Annotated in this window: 18 protein-coding genes and 1 riboswitch; of the genes, 2 read left to right on the forward strand and 16 right to left on the reverse strand. The window is 45.5% G+C overall.

Annotation, left to right across the window (positions count from 1 at the left end; genetic code table 11):
• Window positions 1-152 precede the first annotated feature (152 nt).
• Window positions 153-518 (forward strand): winged helix-turn-helix transcriptional regulator, encoded by a 366-nt coding sequence (locus C7R92_RS02925; protein ID WP_069844864.1) that lies wholly within the window; start codon window positions 153-155, stop codon window positions 516-518.
• Between the two features lie 67 nt (window positions 519-585).
• Here C7R92_RS02925 and C7R92_RS02930 read toward each other — a convergent pair whose 3' ends face one another.
• From C7R92_RS02930 to C7R92_RS02985, 11 genes are all read right to left on the reverse strand, one after another.
• Window positions 586-1,149: an NAD(P)H-dependent oxidoreductase gene (locus tag C7R92_RS02930; protein ID WP_106833192.1), complete on the reverse strand. Its 564-nt coding sequence runs from the start codon at window positions 1,147-1,149 to the stop codon at window positions 586-588.
• A 179-nt stretch (window positions 1,150-1,328) separates the two neighbouring features.
• Window positions 1,329-1,805, reverse strand: a complete 477-nt coding sequence (locus C7R92_RS02935) for a GNAT family N-acetyltransferase (RefSeq protein WP_244195631.1) — start codon at window positions 1,803-1,805, stop codon at window positions 1,329-1,331.
• A gap of 122 nt (window positions 1,806-1,927) precedes the next feature.
• On the reverse strand, window positions 1,928-3,436 hold the full coding sequence (locus C7R92_RS02940) for a fatty acid--CoA ligase family protein (RefSeq protein ID WP_106833314.1): 1,509 nt from the start codon (window positions 3,434-3,436) through the stop codon (window positions 1,928-1,930).
• A gap of 63 nt (window positions 3,437-3,499) precedes the next feature.
• Entirely contained in the window at window positions 3,500-4,759 is a 1,260-nt protein-coding gene (locus C7R92_RS02945) for an MFS transporter (RefSeq protein ID WP_106833194.1), read from the reverse strand.
• Window positions 4,760-4,805: 46 nt separating this feature from the next.
• Window positions 4,806-6,107, reverse strand: a complete 1,302-nt coding sequence (locus C7R92_RS02950; protein WP_106833195.1) for a CapA family protein — start codon at window positions 6,105-6,107, stop codon at window positions 4,806-4,808.
• 40 nt (window positions 6,108-6,147) lie between these two features.
• The gene (locus C7R92_RS02955) at window positions 6,148-7,035 is read right to left on the reverse strand and encodes a MurR/RpiR family transcriptional regulator (RefSeq protein ID WP_106833196.1); all 888 of its coding nucleotides are present in this window, start codon (window positions 7,033-7,035) and stop codon (window positions 6,148-6,150) included.
• 552 nt (window positions 7,036-7,587) lie between these two features.
• Window positions 7,588-9,282 carry a YcdB/YcdC domain-containing protein gene (locus C7R92_RS02960; protein ID WP_106833197.1) on the reverse strand — a complete coding sequence of 565 codons (1,695 nt, stop codon included), beginning with the start codon at window positions 9,280-9,282 and terminating at the stop codon, window positions 7,588-7,590.
• A gap of 269 nt (window positions 9,283-9,551) precedes the next feature.
• Complete coding sequence (locus tag C7R92_RS02965; RefSeq protein ID WP_158265724.1) at window positions 9,552-10,217, reverse strand: DUF1266 domain-containing protein; 666 nt, start codon at window positions 10,215-10,217, stop codon at window positions 9,552-9,554.
• 13 nt (window positions 10,218-10,230) lie between these two features.
• Entirely contained in the window at window positions 10,231-12,087 is a 1,857-nt protein-coding gene (locus tag C7R92_RS02970; protein WP_106833199.1) for a J domain-containing protein, read from the reverse strand.
• Window positions 12,087-12,314: a hypothetical protein gene (locus C7R92_RS02975; protein ID WP_106833200.1), complete on the reverse strand. Its 228-nt coding sequence runs from the start codon at window positions 12,312-12,314 to the stop codon at window positions 12,087-12,089. Before C7R92_RS02975 ends, C7R92_RS02970 begins: the two co-directional genes overlap by 1 nt.
• A 557-nt stretch (window positions 12,315-12,871) precedes the next feature.
• Window positions 12,872-13,246: a hypothetical protein gene (locus C7R92_RS02985; protein ID WP_069844851.1), complete on the reverse strand. Its 375-nt coding sequence runs from the start codon at window positions 13,244-13,246 to the stop codon at window positions 12,872-12,874.
• Between the two features lie 316 nt (window positions 13,247-13,562).
• On the opposite strand from C7R92_RS02985, the gene C7R92_RS02990 reads away from it, so the two are divergent.
• Window positions 13,563-14,015, forward strand: a complete 453-nt coding sequence (locus C7R92_RS02990; protein WP_106833201.1) for an SgcJ/EcaC family oxidoreductase — start codon at window positions 13,563-13,565, stop codon at window positions 14,013-14,015.
• Between the two features lie 144 nt (window positions 14,016-14,159).
• Here the strand turns inward: C7R92_RS02990 and C7R92_RS02995 are convergent, their stop codons facing one another.
• From C7R92_RS02995 to nrdI, 5 genes are all read right to left on the reverse strand, one after another.
• On the reverse strand, window positions 14,160-14,636 hold the full coding sequence (locus C7R92_RS02995; protein WP_244195632.1) for an acyl-CoA thioesterase: 477 nt from the start codon (window positions 14,634-14,636) through the stop codon (window positions 14,160-14,162).
• 32 nt (window positions 14,637-14,668) lie between these two features.
• On the reverse strand, window positions 14,669-16,951 hold the full coding sequence (gene metE, locus C7R92_RS03000) for a 5-methyltetrahydropteroyltriglutamate--homocysteine S-methyltransferase (protein WP_106833202.1): 2,283 nt from the start codon (window positions 16,949-16,951) through the stop codon (window positions 14,669-14,671).
• Between the two features lie 145 nt (window positions 16,952-17,096).
• Window positions 17,097-17,295: riboswitch (cobalamin riboswitch) on the reverse strand.
• An 87-nt stretch (window positions 17,296-17,382) separates the two neighbouring features.
• A complete protein-coding gene (nrdF, locus tag C7R92_RS03005; protein ID WP_069844847.1) occupies window positions 17,383-18,333 on the reverse strand; it encodes a class 1b ribonucleoside-diphosphate reductase subunit beta in 951 nt (316 codons plus the stop codon).
• A 55-nt stretch (window positions 18,334-18,388) separates the two neighbouring features.
• Complete coding sequence (nrdE, locus tag C7R92_RS03010; protein ID WP_106833203.1) at window positions 18,389-20,473, reverse strand: class 1b ribonucleoside-diphosphate reductase subunit alpha; 2,085 nt, start codon at window positions 20,471-20,473, stop codon at window positions 18,389-18,391.
• Window positions 20,460-20,819: a class Ib ribonucleoside-diphosphate reductase assembly flavoprotein NrdI gene (gene nrdI / locus C7R92_RS03015; protein ID WP_015891428.1), complete on the reverse strand. Its 360-nt coding sequence runs from the start codon at window positions 20,817-20,819 to the stop codon at window positions 20,460-20,462. The genes nrdE and nrdI overlap by 14 nt, the downstream gene beginning before the upstream one ends.
• Window positions 20,820-20,955 lie beyond the last annotated feature (136 nt).

Below are 20,955 nucleotides of genomic sequence, written 5' to 3' on the forward strand. Positions count from 1 at the left end.
ATAAAAGCTTAGCGTGCTTCATCAAAAAATGGTGTCAAATCAGAAAGGCTCACCCTTTTCTTCCTTTACATCACATTCAAAAAAGTTGCATAATGTTGTATGGTAGAGTATGTGCATTTATAATCCATACTTCCCAAAGGAGAGTGTACTTTGTGCGTGAAACCTGTGTTCCGACTGGCGTGGAGCTGAAAGACACTGGCTTTGGATATACGTTGTCTTTAATAGGCGGGAAATATAAAATGATCATTTTGTATTGGCTCGCTGAAAATAAGGTGATGCGGCATAATGAGCTGAAGCGAAGTATCGGTACCATTTCCTTTAAAACGCTTAGCTTGATGTTAAAAGAGCTGGAGGCAGACGACTTGATCATCCGCAAGGAATTTCCCCAAGTCCCTCCCAAAGTGGAATATTCCTTATCAGAGCGTGGTCTATCTCTCATTCCCTTGTTAAATATGATGTGCGACTGGGGAGAGAAAAACAGCTTGCCCCCTCAGGAGGATGTAAAACAGCAGGCATAACGATTGTTTCTAACAGGAAAAGAAGTATCTCCCAGATGAGGAAATACTTCTTTTTTCATGGGTCTTCTTACAGGCTATCAATGAATTTCACATAATCTTGCGCGCTCTTATCCAATACGCTGCCGGTCGCCTCAAGTTCTTCACCAGGTACATTTTCGCCTGACTCAGTCTCTGCACCATAATACGCAAAGAATGAACGATAATCCGCATGGCAGTAACGGAAGGTTGTTTCAAAAGGGGTCAATATTTGCTCAAGTGTATACCGATATCTTCCCTCTTCCTGATAATCCTCTTTCCTAATTCCAGCAGATACGGCTAATGCAGCTTTGCGATTCTTTAATTTATCGCCTCCCTTTGAACCGTATGCCCACCCATATGCGAAAACATCGTCAAGCCATTTTTTCAGGAGCGGCGGACAATTAAACCAGTAAACCGGGAACTGTAAAACAAGATTCTCATGCGATTCAATCCATTGCTGTTCTTTTTCCACATCAATGTTTCCATCTGGGTATGCCTTATGCAATTCATGGACGGTATACTTTTCTGGATATTTTTTGAGTTCTTCTACCCATCGCTTATTGATGACGGATGTTTCGATGCTTGGATGAGTGACGATGACAAGAGTTTTCAAAGTAGGTTCCTCCTTGAAGGTTTGTTGTTTTATGAGTATAAAATGCTTGCTGCAAATTTGTAAGTATGCACATTTTGTTCAGTTACTTACATAAAGGTGAGTGTAAAGAACAGAAAAAAGCCTCCCCTCGACCTAATGATTCTAGGTTTGTATCGTTGGGAGGCCCCTTTGCAATTGTTTTATTTGAGCTTTTTCTCCATATACAGCGTGCCTTCAATCGGATTAAAACGATAGGGTTCAATTGGATAAAATTCCAATGAGCGGTACAGCTGAATCGCTTGTTCCATCGTAGGAAGCGTATCTAATCGGATGAACGAATAGCCTCGTAATTTTGCTTCGTCCATGATCGCCAAGGCTAATTTTTTCCCTAAGCCTCTTCCCTTCCATTCAGGCTTCACGTACAATCTCTTCATTTCGCAAACTTGATCATCTATTTTTCGTAAGGCAACACATCCTGCTGGCTGCTCGTTATCTAACGCCAGCAAAATACAGCCGGCAAGGGGTGCGTATTCGCCCGGTATATTTTGCAATTCGGTTGCAATGTTTTGAAAGCTCAAATCCACTCCTAATGAATCTACATACTCCAAGAAAAGTTCACGTGCTTGATCGTATTTATATTCCTCCGTTGCATGAATCAAACGCAGCAATCCAAGCACCTCCACATCCCGTTCTACATTCTACAAACTGAAACTCGTGCAGGTCGATGACACGAAAAAACCAGCTTACAACAAAAGGATCATGGTGTGAGCTGGCATTTTTCATTTCTTCGTGCGATCGTTTAAGAGGTGCGCAACGAGCGACGCAAGATTTTCCCTGTACTGTTTTTGGGAAGCTCTGCTACGAATTCGACCTGACGAGGAACTTTGTATTTCGCCAGCTTGTCACGACAAAATGCCATGATTTCCTCTTGAGAAACCGCTATTTCCTTCAATGCCACAAATGCCTTGACTGCTTCGCCATGCACCTCATCGGGAATCCCGATCACAGCCGCCTCGATAATCGCAGGATGCTGGTAAAGCACTTCTTCTACCTCACGCGGGTATACGTTATAGCCGTCAACGAGAATCATGTCTTTTTTGCGATCAACGATGTACACATATCCTTCTTCATCCATACGAGCCATGTCTCCCGTATACAGCCAACCATCTCGGAGTGCCGCGGTTGTATCATCTGGCAAACCGAGGTACCCTATCATAACGTTAGGCCCTTGTACTACCAACTCACCCACTTCTCCACGTGCGACTTCGTTACCTTCGGGATCGACGACCTTGTTCTTCACAAGTGGGATATCGACTCCAACCGATCCTGGCTTTCTAGTCCCGTGCAATGGGTTAAAGGTTGTAGCTGGAGCTGCTTCTGACAAACCGTAGCCCTCCAGTACCTTGGCATCGTATTTCGCTTCGAACTTGTGCAGGAGCTCGACGGGCATGGATGCACCACCCGAGCAATATATCCGGATAGAGGAGAAATCTTCTTTTGTAGCATTCGGGAGCTGTAGCAGATAGTTGTACATGGTCGGAACACCAGCGAAACAGGTGGCTTTTTGCTCCCGAATCGTATGGAGGACGTCTACTGGATGAAATTTCGGCACGATAATAATGGCTGCTCCCGTGCGAATCGGGCCATTCATGCATACCGTCATGCAGAAGACGTGAAACATCGGAAGTACCGCGACCATGCGATCTTCGGCCACCAGCTCGAACAATATCCCCATCGCTTCCGCATTCGAATCCATATTGCGGTGGGAGAGCATCGCACCCTTTGGCTGACCAGTCGTACCTGATGTGTACAGGATTACAGCGAGGTCATCTTCGTTTCGTTCCGGCTCCACGTACCCTGCCTCTGACTCTTGCCCTTCCTGTACAAGCTGATCGATCGTAATTTCATTTTCAATGGATTCCGTGTAGATGAGAAGCTGCAAATCTTCTATTTGGTCTTTCATCGGGGTTAGTACCGGCTGCAACGCGGATAAGGCGATGGCTGCCTTTGCTTTACTGTTCGATAGAATGAAGCTAATTTCGCGCGCCGTATAGATGGGGTTCATGGGAACAACAACAGCTCCTATGCGGAGTATCGCATAGTAAGCGCTAACAAAATGCGGCCGATTATCCATGAGTAGGGCGACAGCATCCCCTTTTCCAATCCCGTGCTGGGCAAGTCCTGCTGCGAGATGTTCGACCTGCTGATTGAATTGTGCATACGTAGTCGTTTCTCCCATAAAGACAAAGGCTGGACGATTCGCAAACTGTTTCGCGCTCTGCATGAGGCTTTCATTCAAATGATACACCACACATCTACCCCCTTTTCAGAAAATTTTAACATCTAAAACCAAGCCTATAAAGTATTACTTTTAGGAAACATGGGAGATTGGCGGTGCTGTTTGACTGACTTGTTCATTGCGCTTCACAAAGAGTAGGAAAAGCACGCCGCAAATGACAAAGAGCAACCCGTTGACGATCATGGCGTTGCCAAAACCAGTGCCAATATCTCCGGCTGACTGAACGATAGAGCCCGTTACCAGCGGTGAGATGATCCCTGCCAATGTAACCAGGCTGGACAATACGCCTACCAAAAGTCCAGTTCGTTCCGGCAACAAGCTGCTAACAATAACAGAAGCAGCTGTCCCCACAGAAAAGGCAAATCCTTTTCCTAGGCACAAAAGGATCAAAACAAGTACCGTAGATTGAACAAGGGTAACACCGTAAAAACACAGTCCCCCTAAAATAATCGAAACACCGCCAACCAGAACGTATGATTTGCGATAGCTACGATGCTTTTTAAAGAAACGATCGCCAATCGATGAAATCAGTATGGTCATCAATCCAGCCAAAAGTCCCGTGCCAGCAATCGCATAGGCCATTTCTTGATTCGTAAACTGGAAAACCTTGACGAGATAAACAGGCTCCCAAACGGATGCGAAGGTCGTCCCCCAAATTTGTGCGAAATAGATTAAAAAACAGAATAGAAACGTGGATGAGAGCAAGACACCGGATATATCCGACCATTTCGCTTTTGATAAGACGGGAGCTTCTACTTTTGCAGGAGCGACGCTGACAAGTGGTTTTTCTTTTCCAATCCAGATCCAGACCAAGAGCCATATCAGACTGAGTGCACCCATAAACGCCCAGGAAAACCGCCATCCATAGCTATCAATTAGCGCGACGATCATCGGTGCGGAGGCAACCGCACCGACGAATGCACCGAAGTTCACCGTTGAATAAACCAGTCCACGCTTTTCTTCGGGAAACCATTTGTTCAAATGGCTGACAACCGTTGCCCAAAATGGCCCTTCGCCTATTCCAAGCAATACCCGCGCAACGACAAGCATCGGCAAACCCGCGATCGCATAAGCGCCGAATTGGATGACTGTCCAGGACAATGCCATGATCGCCAGCATTTTTTTCGTCCCGATACGGTCCGACAATGCCGCGCCTACAATCCCTGCAATGGAGAAAAACCAGAAAAAACTGCTTCCGACAAGTCCCCAATCTTTCTCGTTCAGCGAAAATTCAGTCATAATCGGCACGGCAGAATATCCCGCAATCGTTTTATCCGCATAATTGATCATGTATAGCACAAACAACATAACCATTGTGATTCTGGTCATCATGTGAATCACTCCATTTGTCTAGGAAATAGACTGCCATGATTCCCCGCTATTTTGAAAGCCTGACGCGCCCAATTCCATCCATGATCTCAATCACTGTGCCATATGATTCACTTAAAGTCTTGAGCCCCTCCAGGATTGAGGTATCCCCGCTTAATTTCGGCCACCCCATACGATGTACAGGCAGATCAAAGCCTAATTCAATCGGATGCAGCTCCAGTTCGAGCAGCTCACCATCTTGCATTTTCCATAAAGGAATAACCGACTCCCACACCTCTTTGTGCACACAGAGTCCGCGTGTGTAGTTGGCACTCATCGCTTCCAACGCATCTGCCACATTATGGGTGTAATTCAGGCCATAGTGCTCGTAGAAATCAGCGGGTTGACTCGTAACTGCTTCTGTCTGAAAAACAAAATCTCCCAGGCTGTAAAAGATCGGCCGATTTTTGTAGATTTCAATGCCTCGCAATAAATGGGGACCGTGTCCCACCACTGCGTGGGCGCCTGCATCGATGCAAGCTTTTGCAAATACAGGCAAGAAATCAGCTGCAACCTCTTTCGATTCTCCCTTCATTTCATGTGCGTGAATACTCACGATGACGTAATCAGCCCGCCTATTTGCCTCCTCAATCGTTTTGACGATTCTGTTCAGATCGCGCGGATGCGGTTGGGTAGTCGTCCCCTCTTCGTCGCTTACCATGAAACGTGCATTTCCGAAGAGAAAGATCTCCTTGCCCGGATCGTTCATGAAGCCTTCCTCGATGAGAAGCTTGTTGAAGGCGTTAATGTCCGTCGATTCCGCAATGGCCCTCAAATCAGCGAGCTTTTCTTCTGTAATGTGGTGTGTCATGACATAGCGCATCGGATTGATCCCTGGTCTGCCAATACTATCCGAACGCTGATCTCCGGCCGCCCACCATGGATGAAAAGTCGACGTTGCAGCGATCAAGGCTACCCTGGCCCCTTCGCATTCGAGATAACGCGGAGCCCCCGCTTCTGCGAGATTTTTGCCTACGCCAGCATGGACGAAGCCATACTCATTGAGATATCGTTCGGTTGCTTCTAGTCCGCCATACAAATAATCGAGCGTATGGTTATTCGCCCAGCCAATCATGTTAAAGCCGTAATCTTTCATGACTTGCAATACGGAAGGTGGTGACATCGCCCACGTGCCTCCGCTTTGCGCGCTGGGATAGCCCTCATTATCATGTACGGTCGTCTCCAGATTCGCAATGCGTACGTCGGCACGGTGCAGCAAGCTGGAAACCTCTTGAAAAGCTTGGTCCCTGTATGGCAGATTGCGTGTAATAAAGCTGTCACCAGTCGCAGTAAACCAAATTGGCTTGGTCATTGGCAGGATTCCCCTTTCCCTTTTCTCATTTTTTCTGCTTTCAAAAGATCGAGAAGTCTTCCTCATCCTCTCCCACAAACGAGTATAGCTTCGAGCTGATTTCATCATAGTGCTGCAATCGTTTCTGGACATTTTCCGCGTCGTGGAGCATGACGCCTTTGATCAAGACATTTAGCATGGAGAATAATGTGGGCATACCGCTAGTGGCAACGGGTTGGGGGGTGGTGATTTTCAGAAGATGATCTGCGATTTGGCTGATGGGGGAGAACTCTCCTTCCGTAATCGCCAAAATCTTCGCTCCCAGCTCTTTTGCTGAATGGACCATGGCGACTGTCTCGCTAGGATGACGAGGAAATGATATCGCGATGACCAACCATTCCTGATCTCGTTCGGTTAGAAAATAATCTGCGTTATCAACTGCTCCCGTATATAGATGTGTGTTTCCTTTGATGGCATTCAACGCTGAGAACAACCATTTTGCAGGAATATGGCACCAACGAAATCCTACCACTACAATTCGGTTTGCCTGCACGATGCTTTTGACCACCTCTTGGAGCAACGTGTAGTCAATTTGCTGCAAGCCTTGCTGGAGATACGCAATATCACTTTCCATCACTTGATGTGCGTAATTGCTCTGATCGAGTGTAACCCCGGTGTCTCGATATTTCTGGATCGGCCCCTTCCTTTGATCTCCTATTAATAGAGACTTTTTGATTTCTTCCTGAAGCTCTGTGTATCCGGAGTAACCCAATGCGTAACAAAAGCGAATGACAGTCGCTTCACTGGTATTCGTAAACTCCGCGATTTTTTTGGCGGTATGGATCGCAAGTAAGCTCGGCTTTTCAATCGCGATCTTACAGATGATTTTTTGGCTTGCTGTCAGTTTTCCATACTGCTTCCGAATCCGTTCTTTTACGAGTTGTGCCATACCTGAAGCTCCTTTATCATTCGTATTTGTTTTAATTTTGAGAATAGTATATCTCTTGCAAGAAATCACTTCAATACTTCTTAGAAAATGTAGTTTTTACTTCATTTTGGTGGATAACGAAAAGGGACCCCCACAGTTGGAAGGCCCCTTTCTCGGCTTTATCGTTCCGTGCTGAGACATTCATTTGGAATCCAGCCGCATTCCCCGGTGCTCTCTAATTCGCACCAGCTCCAGCCATTCAATAGCTTAGTTTTCATTTTAAACCAATAACTGCGTTTACTAATTCAAAGTTATAGCCCTAGTTTCTTTAAAAATCTTATTAAACTCCATTAAACCAATCATAGGTTTGTTGTCTAATGCACTAAGTATTTGCTTTTCAAAATCTCTGTTCGGCCTTTTACACCATATGTTTTCAAATGAATATCCACCATCGGTAATTAAGTATCCACTCGCCTGCCCCCGTTCGGGACTTCCATCCTTGATACGACGCCCATGCTAGGCGCACCAAAAACAGCCGATATTGCTGCGAGAGCAAATCGGCTGTTACGTCATTTATTGGCGGGACACCTTGACGAGCTCCCCTGTCGAAGCATCGATAAAGCTATAGCCATTCTTCCATTTGCGCTGATAGACCAACTGCGGTTCGGGAGCTCTTTGACCATCATACTGCTCCCACACGTAGACCAGTTCCAGCTCAATTTCTTGTTGGATCGTTTCTTTTGCTTCTGCTGCACTTACAATCTTCTTGGAATCTGGAAGGGTAATGCCCGGGTTGAGAGGGTGGAGGTTTAACTCTGTAATCGTACCCGTTGCCTTGTCTACCCCCACCATATAAGACTCGTCAGATACTTCGATCCCGTTGCGTTTTACGTGGAAAGTGAATGAATACTCTTTATCCTCTTCCTTATCCAGCTTGTTCTTGTCTACCCACTCCGGAATATCTGCTTCAGGAGTCTCTACGATAAGCGATAGCTCCGTTAACGCCGGGTCAAGATAAGGTACGAGTGCTGCGATCGCTTTTTTCTTCGCTTCCTCTACACTGATTTTCTGCTCTGTTTTTCGTTCGTCTGGCAAATTCAGATCGAAGTCGATGAGCCGATCACTCTGTTCATCTGTCGTGAGGCTAACCAGCTCAAATGCAGGCGTACCTTTATTTGAATCGTTCATCCAACGATAGGATTCGATTGTCTGAAGTCCTTCTAAAAGATTGTCCTTGTGATCATCGTATTTAAAGGTCGCACCTGAAACATCAATACCAAACTGTGTTTTCAGCCATTTCTCTCCTTGTTCGCGGGAAGCTATTTTGATGCTTTTCCCTTCTCCTTTTACACGAACACCCTCCTCTACGAGTTCAGCTTCTTCCCCTATGACTTTGCCGGTTAGAGCATCGATCCAACCAATGGTATTCAGTTGATAAATAAGCATCGGTTTCTTTTCTGCCGGTTTTCCATTTTGAGCATAGGAAATCGGCTGCTTCGATACGTATACCAGGTCCATCTTAAGCTTGTCCTTATAGATTTTGCTAGCTTCCTCAAGTGTTATCGCTTTTTTCGGATCAGGCCAGTTCACTTTGCTAGGACCGATGAAATCATACGCTTCATAGCGAATAATATGGCCAGCATGATCAACGGATACGGAGATAGAGTTGTTGGACAGAGGGAGATCATTGACGAGAGAGTGGTATTTCACGGTGGAGCGAGCCCATTCCAGCTTGTTGCCTTTCCCGTCACCTGATCCTGCTTTTCCTCTGCCGAGTTTTTGTGCGGCTTTCAGCTGTTTTGCTTCCGTACCGAATAAGTCCTCGATAAAAGTTGAAGCCTTGTCTCTGGCAAGCTTTTCTTCCGGATAATCGGCTGAAGCCCATGCTGGATTTTGGATATCCATGAAAAGCAGTCGGCCGGTATGCGCATCCAACTCAAGGCTAACGGATGAGTATGCGTCATACTCTTCTTTTTCATCTGTTTTTGGCATGTTGGTGAAGTGCAAGCTCCAGATTGGTTCCGAATAACCGCGAAAGCTGTCTTCCTCATAATGTTTATCAATTAGCCGATACCCTTTCAACTCTGGAATCGCCTCAAATAGCTTGTCCAGAGAATTCTGAACATCTTGGGAATAATCATTTTTTTGAGACTCTGCCTTTTTCACATCGCTTGCTGCTTGTACCGTTGGTTGATGGGTAGTCCATGCAGGTGCAGAGGCAAGTAAGCACGCCGCTATAACCGTCATCATGGATGGATTTAGTTTCATTGGGCACCTCCAAATAGTGTTCAGATTTGCGGATAAGTTCGGTTTGACCTTACCACTGGTAAGACGGAGGGGCAATTATTTGTGTCACATATTATTCCATTATTTTCAGATAATCCCATACCTCTATTGAAAAACACGCCCTCGTGTTAAACGACGAGGACATGTTGGTAACCACTCTATGTTGTGAACATTTGTTTGGCTTACTCAAAATCAAGCCAGCCCTTCATCTTCTTGATACGATTGAGGACTGCTATTTCACGAAGGTCAGATCATTCATTACTGTTGAGAGCTACATTCCAATCAACTTGACGCATGGGACTGTGCCTAGAGGCGAGCAGCTTGGTGTAGAAACCTCGATTTTCTTTAGCAGTTTGGAAAGACGTATCCGGAATTAAAAAATCAATTCCTGCCACAAAACCGGCAATATATTCATTCCATCCGGAATACGCTTGTTGTGCCAGTCTTGCAGCACTCAACATATATTCGATTGCCTGATCCTTTTGCAAGTAACCCAGTTTCAAACCAGCTCTGGATAAAAGGATACACCAAGCATAGTCATGAGCAGCAATCCCCTCTGAAGGTAGACATCTCAAATAGTAATCGACAAGAATCAACTGAGATTTCGATTGATGGTCCTCGGGTAACGCTTGAATGTATGCCGTTCGTTCTGATTCGGAAAAAGTAAATAAGAAATGACGGAGACGATTGAATTCTTCCCTCTTCCCTTCCGATATGAGCCATTTTATTGTATCAATTAGTGCGGTCTTATCTGTAATCTGTTTTTCCTTAAGAAGAAATAGGCACGTTCGTCTACTTAAATTTTCATGATATAACGCATAATAGTAGGCTCCACTTTTGCTAAAGCAAACAGACGAAAGAGCTCGCAGAAATAATCTGTGACCCTTCTGATTATATGTAAGAACGGTGGGTGCCATCGGTTCCTCCTTATTAGAATCGGACCGTTTTGTAGGTTCTGACAAACAGTCGAAGCAAAAATGCATAGAGAACTAGTAACAATACGGAATAAATCACTGCTTTAACGGGAACTTCATTAGTGACATTATGTACAACAATTAGTTTATCGACAACAAATTTGGAATCTTTGTATTTGGATCCAAAGTCTGTAATCTGTAAAACTTCCCATACATACTCAGGTAACTCTTGCGGCATTTTCACGATTGTTCCTGGCGAATCAATGAAATTACTTTTTTGTATCTGCACTGCTTGATTGGCATCTGAGACCAATAAAACGATTGATGAGTTATCAATCTTAGCAACATAAAACCATCCTGTGGGGAGTATACTTCGAGCCCAATTACGTTGCTTACTGTAGGAAGAATTATATCGAGTACTGATAGCACCGGTTTGGGCTTTTGCTTGATACTCTGTTATTCCTAGAAAATGAACACTGGGAAGCTTTATTTGGGCGATATCAGAATAATCCAGTTGATTCAGCACCTCAGTGGAAGATAGTTCTACAGGATGAATCATATTTTTTAGATAGGAGATAGGTGTTAATCCGGTATCATTGATGAAAGAATTAGATAACAAAACATGTAGAAAAAGAATGAAGGATAGAGTGAATACGACACCTACTTTGGGCAACTGCATCCAAAACAGTTTCACACTGCCAAAAAAATTTGGCTTCCCAAGCTTTTTATACAATCTCTTTATGACTGATCTTCTGGTGAAAAAGGGCCTCCGCTTTGCCCGCTCTACCATCTCAGAACGGATATGTGCAAGGCTGGTTATGGCATCAATATCATTCGGAAAACTCTCCAATATCTTCAAGTAGTTCTCCTCTGCCTTCTCTAACTCACCAAGTTGAATGAGGCATTTCCCCAACAGACGCAGGGTACCCATATTGGCAGGCATACGTGAGAGGATGTACAGACATTCGTCTTTTGCTTCTACGAATTGATGGGTTTCATACCATATCCGAGATCGAATCAGATACCAATCGATGTCATCTGGATAAATACGGATCCCTTGTTCCATTGCAGCAAGAGCAGACTCCTTTTCACCCATTCGAAGGAAGTATTCACCCTGTAGCCGAAGCAAGTCAGGATCATCTGAATACATCGCATATGCTTCATCAAGCGATTGACCTGCCAGTTCCAGATTGTTTTCCTTAAGTGCCTGATATCCCGTCTCCCGCTTGTTCAGAAACACATCGTAGTCTAAATCGGCTGCATGCTGTATAAAGGTATAACGAAGAGCAGGTTCATCCAATTGTCTACAATAAAAATGGTAAAACTCTTCGGTGAAATGCTCCATTCGATCATCCGGATCTTCTGTTGCTAGTTCACGCCAACGAAAACAGTATTCGATGAATTCCCAAACTCTTTTAGGGAGAAACCGATGTTCATGCAAGAAATCCAATAATGTTACTTCTACTATTTCTTTGAACCTTATATTCCAGACAATATCGTTATTTAAAAGCTTTGACCATTGTTCATGCCTGATACGGGAAGAGAAATCAGAATACAGCTCTTCAACTTGTTCCATGAATTCATCTACTGGGTCAATCACTTCTAGTCGGTCTATAGTTTCAACTGTTAGCTCGACGGTGTTGGGAGGATTGGACCAGATATGGATGTTGTTTTCATCGCTGAACGACGGGCCAGTTTCTTTGATGTCTCCCTTTTTCGCAGCCTTCACTGCATGGTCATATGCTTCTCTTAGCCTTTGATAGCCTTCCGGATCATCCTCTGGGTGGTGAACCTTCAGTTTTTTCGAGTAGGCTTTTTTAATCGATTGAATATCTTCTGTGGGTTCAATCCCCAATACTTCCCACACACCCATTAGTAGTCGAACCGCCCTTCTACATGATCCAGTTGTTTTTTAAACGCTAAAGTTGCCTTTTTTATCAGTTGCTGCTCTTGTGTGGCTAACACAGCTTCGAACTTTTCCAGTAAATATGCAATTTCTGTGCGTTTGTCCCCAAGGGATTCTTCATACATCCGTTCACCCCGAGCAAGCAACAGTCTATTTTCGGCCCTGTCACACGGATGGATTTTGATATCTCTCAATTCGTTAAGGCCACTTGACGCGGATTGGCAAGGTGTCGCAGTTTGGCGATCATGATAAGATTTTCCCGCGACGTTCGCCCCGATCAGCGTGACGACTTCGCCTTGACTAACTTCCAGCGAGATGCCCTTGAGCGCGTGAACATTTGGGAGAGACGGGAATCTTCAGGAGAGTGGCACGTCATCCCTGAGAAGGCGAATGAAACCGGCTTCCTTATTGGAAGATTGATCATGGAGACGGTTATACCATATTTAGGGATAAGGCGTAAATGTTTTTTTAGTGGATGGTGGAAAGGGAGGAAAACGTTAAAGTGGTAAGATAATAACGATTAGTTATGCGAACATTTTATTTAACATAAAAAAGGTACAGAAAGTTACACTCTGTACCCTTTCATATCCCATACTGGAAAACAACATTTCCTACAGGGGGATTTGAGCTCTCAACATGGGTATAGTTCAATCGCAATCATATTATGCGTACATGAAGGCATATATGAAAAAGCCGCTTAACTAAACAAGCGGCTTTATGTGGCTATCTACTTCGGTCTTCTCAAATACTATCAGTTCTTACGTTGTTGTCGATGCTCATTTAGAGCATCCATCCAAATCGTAACGAGCTCCGCAAAATACTTTGTTTCAATGAACGACTCCAATTCCTCGCCAGTGTCTATACCCGCTTCTAGCTGTTCCTCAACGTATGAGTTATAAATTCGAGTATAATCCCTCCGTATTTCGGAACTGTATAAATTTCCTGTCCCTTCTGATACTTCTGTTTCCCCCGAAACAACTCGTTGTATCCTATCTAAGATTAAGTTTTTTGAAAGTTCCGATCTAACCTGGCCTTCCAAATACTCTTCCACTAAGGTGAGGTGATCAGGTAAGCTTATTCGTAGTTTATCAGCTTTATCATCGAAAAAAATTTTGTAAGGTATCATAAGAATCCTCCTAGATTACGGTTCATAAATTGGGTAAGCTGTAGTAATCCTTCCATCTTTGTCTAGCCACATTTCAATTTTAATGCCAGCTGAATGACTACCTTCCCATTTTTGTATCATTTCCGTTCCATTTTTCTTTATGGAGGGAAATAGCAGTCATTACATCATCTGTTGACCTGTGTTTTGGAAAGAAGCTTGAGTTCTCACCCTTCCTGACATAAGATTCTCCACGCTGAGTAAGACAGCGGCTTTTTTGCATGCAAAAGATCGTTTATGATAAGCTATCTTCCAATTGGAAAAGCAGGAGGAAACAAACATGCAAAAAACAACAAGCGCAAATGCGATACGCACCCTTTATGAGCAACTCATCACAGGCTGGAATGATCGCAGTGCTACCGGTATGTCCACTCCTTTTGCGACAGAAGGTGAATTGATTGGCTTTGATGGCAGTCAGATCATTGGGCGTGACGAGATTTTCAGTCATCTCGACGAAATTTTCTCCCATCATCAAACACCACCCTTTGTCTATAAAATCCGGTCGTTACGGTTGTTGAGCGAAGAAGTTGGTATCGTCCGAGCAATAGCAGGCATGATTCCACCAGGAAAAAGCGAGTTGGACCCCGCATTGAATACGCATCAGACGCTCGTAGCGGCAAAGCAAGGAGACAAATGGAAAGTCACACTCTTTCAAAATACCCCTGCTCAGTTCCACGGTAGACCCGAGCTAGTCGAGCAGTTTACAGAAGAGCTGCGGCAAGGGTTGCTTTAAAGAGGGACTTACGCATCATGCATCATGCAGTATGCGTTTTACGAAATGGAAGTCACTTTGAATGTTTGAAAATGGTGTATGAATGCGAATAAAGATGCCTCCAGTAACCTGTTGCATACAAGGTCAATGGAGGCATCGTCTTCTTTACATCTCTACCTTACGCTTTCTTCTCAATTCATGGCGTTCCTTTGCTTTTTCATACTGTATGCGCTCTTCTTCTGTATCAGGAATGACACCAGGTACGATCGTCGGCTTTCCTTGATCGTCGAGGGCAATCATCGTCAGATACGCACGTGCTGTCATGCGCTTTTCCCCCGTCAACAAGTTCTCCGCTTCCACTCTCACGAATACCTCCATCGATGTCTTATGAGTCCAGGTGACATAGGCCTCCAGGTTGATCGCTTCCCCTGTTTTGATTGGTGCGAGAAAATCGAAGGAATCACTGGACGCAGTGACAACAGGTTTACGGCAATGTCGCATGGCTGCGATGCAGGCGATCTTGTCTACATATGCCATGACTTTCCCGCCGAAAATGGTATGGTGGTGATTGGTATCCGGTGGCAAGACGAGATCAGTCAAAAAGGTTCTCGATTGTTGGATCGGTCGTGCTTCTGTCATCATTTGTGTGGCTCCTCTCATCGTGTGCACCTTCCCTACTGGGATGTCAAACGATTCCGAATCGCCTTCGTTGCCGCAACCATGTTTCGTAATGACTGAACGGTTTCTTCTCTCCCTCTTGTCTTCAGCCCGCAATCTGGGTTAATCCAAAATTGATCGGGTGGAAGTACTTGTACACCCCGTGCTACCATATCTTCCATTTCTGAGACAGCTGGAATTCGGGGGCTATGGATATCATATACGCCGAGCCCGATGCCTTTGTCATACGTACCTGTTTCGAACACAGACACGAGCTCTCCATGGCTGCGGGAAGTCTCAATCGAAATTACATCGGCATCGAGTTCGCTGATGACATCCATAAAATCATGGAATTCGCAATAGCACATATGGGTATGAATTTGGGTGCTTGGTGCAACGGTAGAGGTCGCTAGACGAAACGCTCTGACGGCCCATTCGAGATAAGCTGCTTGCTCTTCTTTTTTGAGCGGCAATCCTTCGCGCAGTGCTGGTTCATCGACTTGGATCATGAGAATACCCGCCTCTTCCAAGGCTTCTACTTCTTTTCGCAATGCCAAGGCGATTTGCTCGCACACTTCTTGTCTGGAGACATCGACCCGCGCGAACGACCAATTCAAAATGGTCGCTGGACCAGTTAACATACCCTTCATTGGTTTGTCCGTCAATGATTTTGCATACACACTTTCTTTGACTGTCATTGGTGCAACAAACTCCACATCTCCGTAAATAACAGGTGGCTTTACGCAACGGGAGCCATACGACTGCACCCAGCCATTTTTCGTGAACAAAAAGCCATCGAGCTTTTCTCCAAAATATTCGACCATATCTGTTCGTTCGAACTCCCCATGGACGAGGACATCCAGACCGAGCTCTTCTTGTATATCGATCCATTCCTTGATTTGCGCTTGAATGAAAGCATCATATTGCTCCGCTGCCCAGTTACCTTTTTTAAACTGTTGTCGGGCTTGGCGAACCTCTGACGTCTGCGGGAAGCTACCAATTGTGGTCGTTGGCAGCAGTGGCAACTTCCACGTATTTTGTTGAATCTCACGACGTTCTTGGTATGGAACGCTTCTTTCAGGTTTTCCAGCTGCCATTTGGCGTAGCTCATTCTTCACTTCTTGACGATTCCTCGCTGGGGATAGTGCCAGCTTGAGCAAGTCCGCTTCATTTTGAGCAATCTCTTTTGAAATGACATACTTACCATATCGGAATCCTTGGACTAAAAGCTGTACTTCCCCCAACTTTTCATCCGCAAATGCCAATGCAGGCATGACTTCCTCCGGCAAGTCCTTCTCTGCTTCAACCGATACTGGTACGTGCAATAAGCTACTGGACGGCTGCAACCACAGCTTTTCGAGTGGAACAATCTCGGAAATTTCTTTGACCAGTTCCCACTTCTCCTCAATCGATGCACGCCATATGTTTCGACCGTCGATGATTCCCGCTGCGAGAATCTTGTCTGCTGGAAACCCGTGTGTTTTGAGACTGGTCAGATTACGCTTCGCTCCGTGTACAAAGTCAAGACCGATTCCTTTTACCGGTAAGGAAACTAGCTCCTCATACCAATCCACCGCTTCAAAATAGGTTTGCAGCATGCACTGGAGATGCGGTAGTGCTTGACCGATTTGCGTATAGATACGTTTGATGATGGCGCGATCATACACCGAGACATCCAGTACAAATGCAGGCTCATCGATTTGCACCCATTCCACGCCGTGCAGCTCCAACTCCCGGAGAACGTCTATGTAAAGCGGAACGAGTTGATCCACGATGGGCTCAAATTCGTTTTTCTCATATCCTTTGGACAATTTGACAAACGTATACGGGCCTACAATGACAGGCTTTCCGATGATCCCAAACTTTTCTTTGGCCTCCAAATATGCCTGGAGAGGCTTGTTCTCCGTAATGGATGGTTGGCGTTCACCGAACTCCGGGACGATATAATGGTAGTTCGTGTTAAACCATTTCGTCATTTCACTGGCGACAGCTTCCTTCGAACCGCGAGCCATGGCGAAGTATGTGGCTAACGAAACCGGGCCACCCTCGTATTCATAACGCTTGGGGATCATTCCAAACATCACAGCCATATCCAGCATGTGATCGTAGTTCGTAAAGTCACCCACAGGGATCAGCTCGACCCCTTTTTCCTGCTGACTCAGTAGATGTTGATGACGGATTTGTTCCATTTGCTGCTCCAAGCTCACCTCATCGATGGTGCCTGCCCAAAATGCTTCCAATGCCTTTTTCCACTCGCGGTTCTTCCCGATCCGTGGATATCCCAAATTGCTGCTTTTCATGAGCTTCCTCTCCATTCTTTATTCGATCTTGATTTGAATCCGCCCAATAAAAAAGGCATCTCCAACGATCAAAAAGAACGTTAGAAATGCCAAATAAGCACTGAGATCACAGCATCCTAACACCTCCCTATCTCCCGTAGGTTAAGCAGTGTCGTCGAAACAGGCAGGTCTCCTGACTTTGGGATCATCATCTGCACATGCCTTCCCAATCCGTTTGGATCAGTGGCTGAAAAATGTGCCGACTCCCCTCTTACAGTGGCGGGACCGTGTCGGATTCTCACCGACTTCCCTTTTCATCCTTGGTCAAGCTTGATGACCAAAGAACCTGTTTCCACTCTTATGAAATTGTCATGGTTCTGTGAAGTGCCCCCCATAAACTAGCAGGGCAGCATACTGTTCATACAGTAACACAGAATCCATTTTTTGTCATACTAAAATTTAAAATCATCATCGGTTAACGGCTCTACGTTTAGCGTGCGGACATAACCATTTCCTTTTTTCGAGAAGAAGTCATGCTGCTTCGTCTGCGTGCGAATGCCGTTCAGTACGATCGGGTTCACTTCTTCCTCTGGGAATAACGGGTCCAGCCCCAGATTCATCAATGCTTTGTTCGCGTTGTAACGCACGTACACATGAACCTCGTCAGCCAATCCGATTTCCGTATACAACGAAGTCGTATAGGCCTCTTCATTTTCTTGCAGCTCATGCAAAAGGGCATACAGATCCTCTTTTGCTGCGGTCTGCTCGACCACGCTCAGACCTTGATATACTTCTTGCGCGAGAACGCCGACATAGAGTCCGTGGATGCTCTCGTCGCGAACAATCAGGTCGATAATTTCCCCGCTGCTTGTCATCTTTCCTTGCCCCGCCAAATAGAGCGGATAGAAGAAGCCGCTGTAAAACAGATAGCTTTCCAGGAAGACAGAGGCTACCATCGCCATGTACAAGTCTTTCGGTTTCTCAATTTCTTGATAGCGTTTCGAGATGAGGGCCGCTTTCTTTTGCAGATGCGGGTTGTTTTCCACCCATGAAAAAATACCGTCAATCTCTTCTGTCGATGCCAGCGTTGTAAAAATACTGCTGTACGATTTGGCATGGATTTGCTCCATCATGCCCATGAAGGCGAGAACCGCTTTTCTTTGCAGTCCATCGACATGCTCCATGATCTTCGGCATCCCTACTCCACCCTGGACCGTATCCAGCAAGGTGAGACCGCCCAATACTTTTTTATACGTGTCCCGTTCAGTCGCACTGAGCTCCATCCAGGACATCTTGTCATCTGACAGTGGAATCTCATCATCCGTCCAGAACTGCATGATGTTCTGATTCCAAAACGTCATCGTAAAATCGTCGTCCGGCCTGTTCCAATTGACTGCTTTCATATGGCGTTCCTCTTCTCTTTTTGCTTGATGCTTTTCCTTTTGTGAAGCTCGTTCACTAAATCGCGCAGCTAATGCACTCTTCTACAGTCAAATGCTTCGTACGCGTATAGTAGAGTGACTTCAGACCTTTTTTCGCTGCGTAAATGTAATAGCGAGCCAGTTCTCTGGTTGAAATATTGCTGTTCACGTGCAGCACCGTCGAAATTCCTTGGTCAATGTGCTCTTGAATTTCGGCAATCAGATCAATCACTTTGAATTGATCGATCACATACGCCGATTTGTAGTAAAAATAGTTTTCCTGCGACAAGTACGGCATCGGGTAATACGTCGTAGAGTTGGCATACGTTCTCGTTTCGATGTGCTCAACGATTGGCATCACACTAGAAGTCGCATTCTGAATGTAGGAAATACTCTGTGTCGGTGCAATCGCCAAACGGTACGCATGGTAGACGCCATGCTTTTGCACCTTTTGCTGTAGTTCCGCCCAATCCTCTGACGTCGGAATGTGCATTCCTTCAAAGAGAAGCTTTGCTTTTTCCGTCCGCGGGCTGTAATCGTTCGTCAAATACTTGTTAAAATAAGTGCCTTTTGCGTATTCCGATTGTTCAAAGCCCAAGAAGGTCTTGCCTGTTTCCTTGGCAATTTCCATGCTTTTTTCCAAGGAGTAGAAGTTCATCATCATGAAAAACGTACGAGCGAAATCCTTGGCTTCTTCACTTTCGTAAGCGATTCTGTTCTTTGCCAGATAACCGTTCAGGTTCATCGCACCGAGACCTACTGAGTGCAGCTCACTATTTGCCTTTTGAACGCCTGGAGCGTTTTCTACACGCGTCATGTCACTCACGGCTGTAATGGCTTCGATTCCTTCGTGGACGGATTCACGGATCATTTTGCGTTCCATCACGTTGACGATATTGAGCGATGCCAGATTGCAGCTAATATCGCGACGGATGATATCCATCTCGCCGTAATTGGTGATCGTCGAAGTCTCCTGCAGCTGGAAGATTTCCGTGCACAGGTTGGACATTTTCACCGAACCGAGATCTTTCAGTGCATGGTTGTTGTTCGCATTCGTTTTGTTCATGATGTACGGATAGCCCGATTCCATTTGAATCATCGCGATTTTGGTCAACATCTCGCGTGCACTCATTACGGTCTTTTTCTTGATGCGATCGTTTGCCAAGAGCTCCTCGTACATGTCATCGAGGTCCATATCATCCAGATGCACGCCGTATTCTTTGTACACGGAGTACGGAGCAAACACATTCAATGGCTTGTTTTCCTCAGCCAGCTTGTAGAACACGTTTGGTACGATCAGGCCGATGGACAATGTTTTGATGCGTGCTTTTTCATCGGCATTGATCTTTTTGCAATCGAGAAACTCGTTGATATCCCAACCGAAGATGTTGTAATACGCTGCACCAGAGCCTTTACGTTGCCCCATTTGATCTGCGTAGGAAAACGCATCTTCCAACAGCTTGAGAACGGGCATAACACCTTTTGCTGCGCCCTCGACGCCTTTGATCGGCTCTCCTCGTCCGCGGAGCTTGGACAAGTTCACAGCCACACCGCCGCCAATTTTGGATAGCTGCATACAAGTTCCCAAAATAAAGTTGATGGAGTTCAGTGAATCATCCATTTCGAGCAAGAAGCAGGAGACCATTTCTCCACGGCGGCTTTTGCCTGCATTCAGGAAGGTTGGTGTCGCTGGTTGCAAGCGTTGATCCATCATGGATACTGTCAAACGCTTGGCGAGCTCAAAGTCACCTTGTCCAAGGGACAGTGCCACAACGGCCACCCGGTCTGGATACTGCTCCAAATACATCGATTTATCGTTCGTTTTCAAAGCGTAATCTTTATAAAATTTGGAGATAGCCATGTACGAAGCAAATTGAAAATCAGCGTCATAGGCCAAACGGTAAACTTCATCGACCTGCTCAACAGTGTATGTTTCATAGACGTTTTCATAGAAGTCATTCTCGATCAAATAGTCCATGCGCTCTTTGACACTGCCAAAAGTCATCGTATTGGACTGCACTTCTTCCATGAAGACCGCGACCGCTTCCCGATCCTTTTCCAGTTGATAAAATCCGTCATTGCCACGCTGCATCAGTTCGTTGTTCAATTCAATATGCCGCAATTGCTGCCACCCCACTCGTAAATTGTTCCACGTCACGGCCGGTACCGGACAGTTCAAATTTAGAAATCACCGGAACGCCATATTGGCTCGCGATCGTATCCGCGCTTTTGGCAAAGCTGGTTCCCCAGTTGCGGTTACCGCTGGCGGATACTCCCCGCAGATGGACATGATTTCGCTTCAGGAACGTCGCCACCTTCTCCGGCACTTGTCCGAATCCCGTCGTGTATGTTATCAAAATGAATGGCTCGTCCAACACCATATCTTGATCAATTTCCACATGTGGCAAATTAATTTTGTTGACGAATCTTCGGACGTTTCCTGTTTTTGAATCATAAGCGATTAGCATGTCCCTCATCCTATCCCCTGCTATTTTTACTCTGTATGTATGTTATTTAGCCAAAGTAAAAGCGCATCCGACGTTTACATGCCGAATGCGCGTGATGACTTCCATCTAGCAATTCGCCAATACGAATTGCGCGCTC

The sequence above is a fragment of the Brevibacillus porteri genome (assembly GCF_003013475.1).
Classification (GTDB): domain Bacteria; phylum Bacillota; class Bacilli; order Brevibacillales; family Brevibacillaceae; genus Brevibacillus; species Brevibacillus porteri.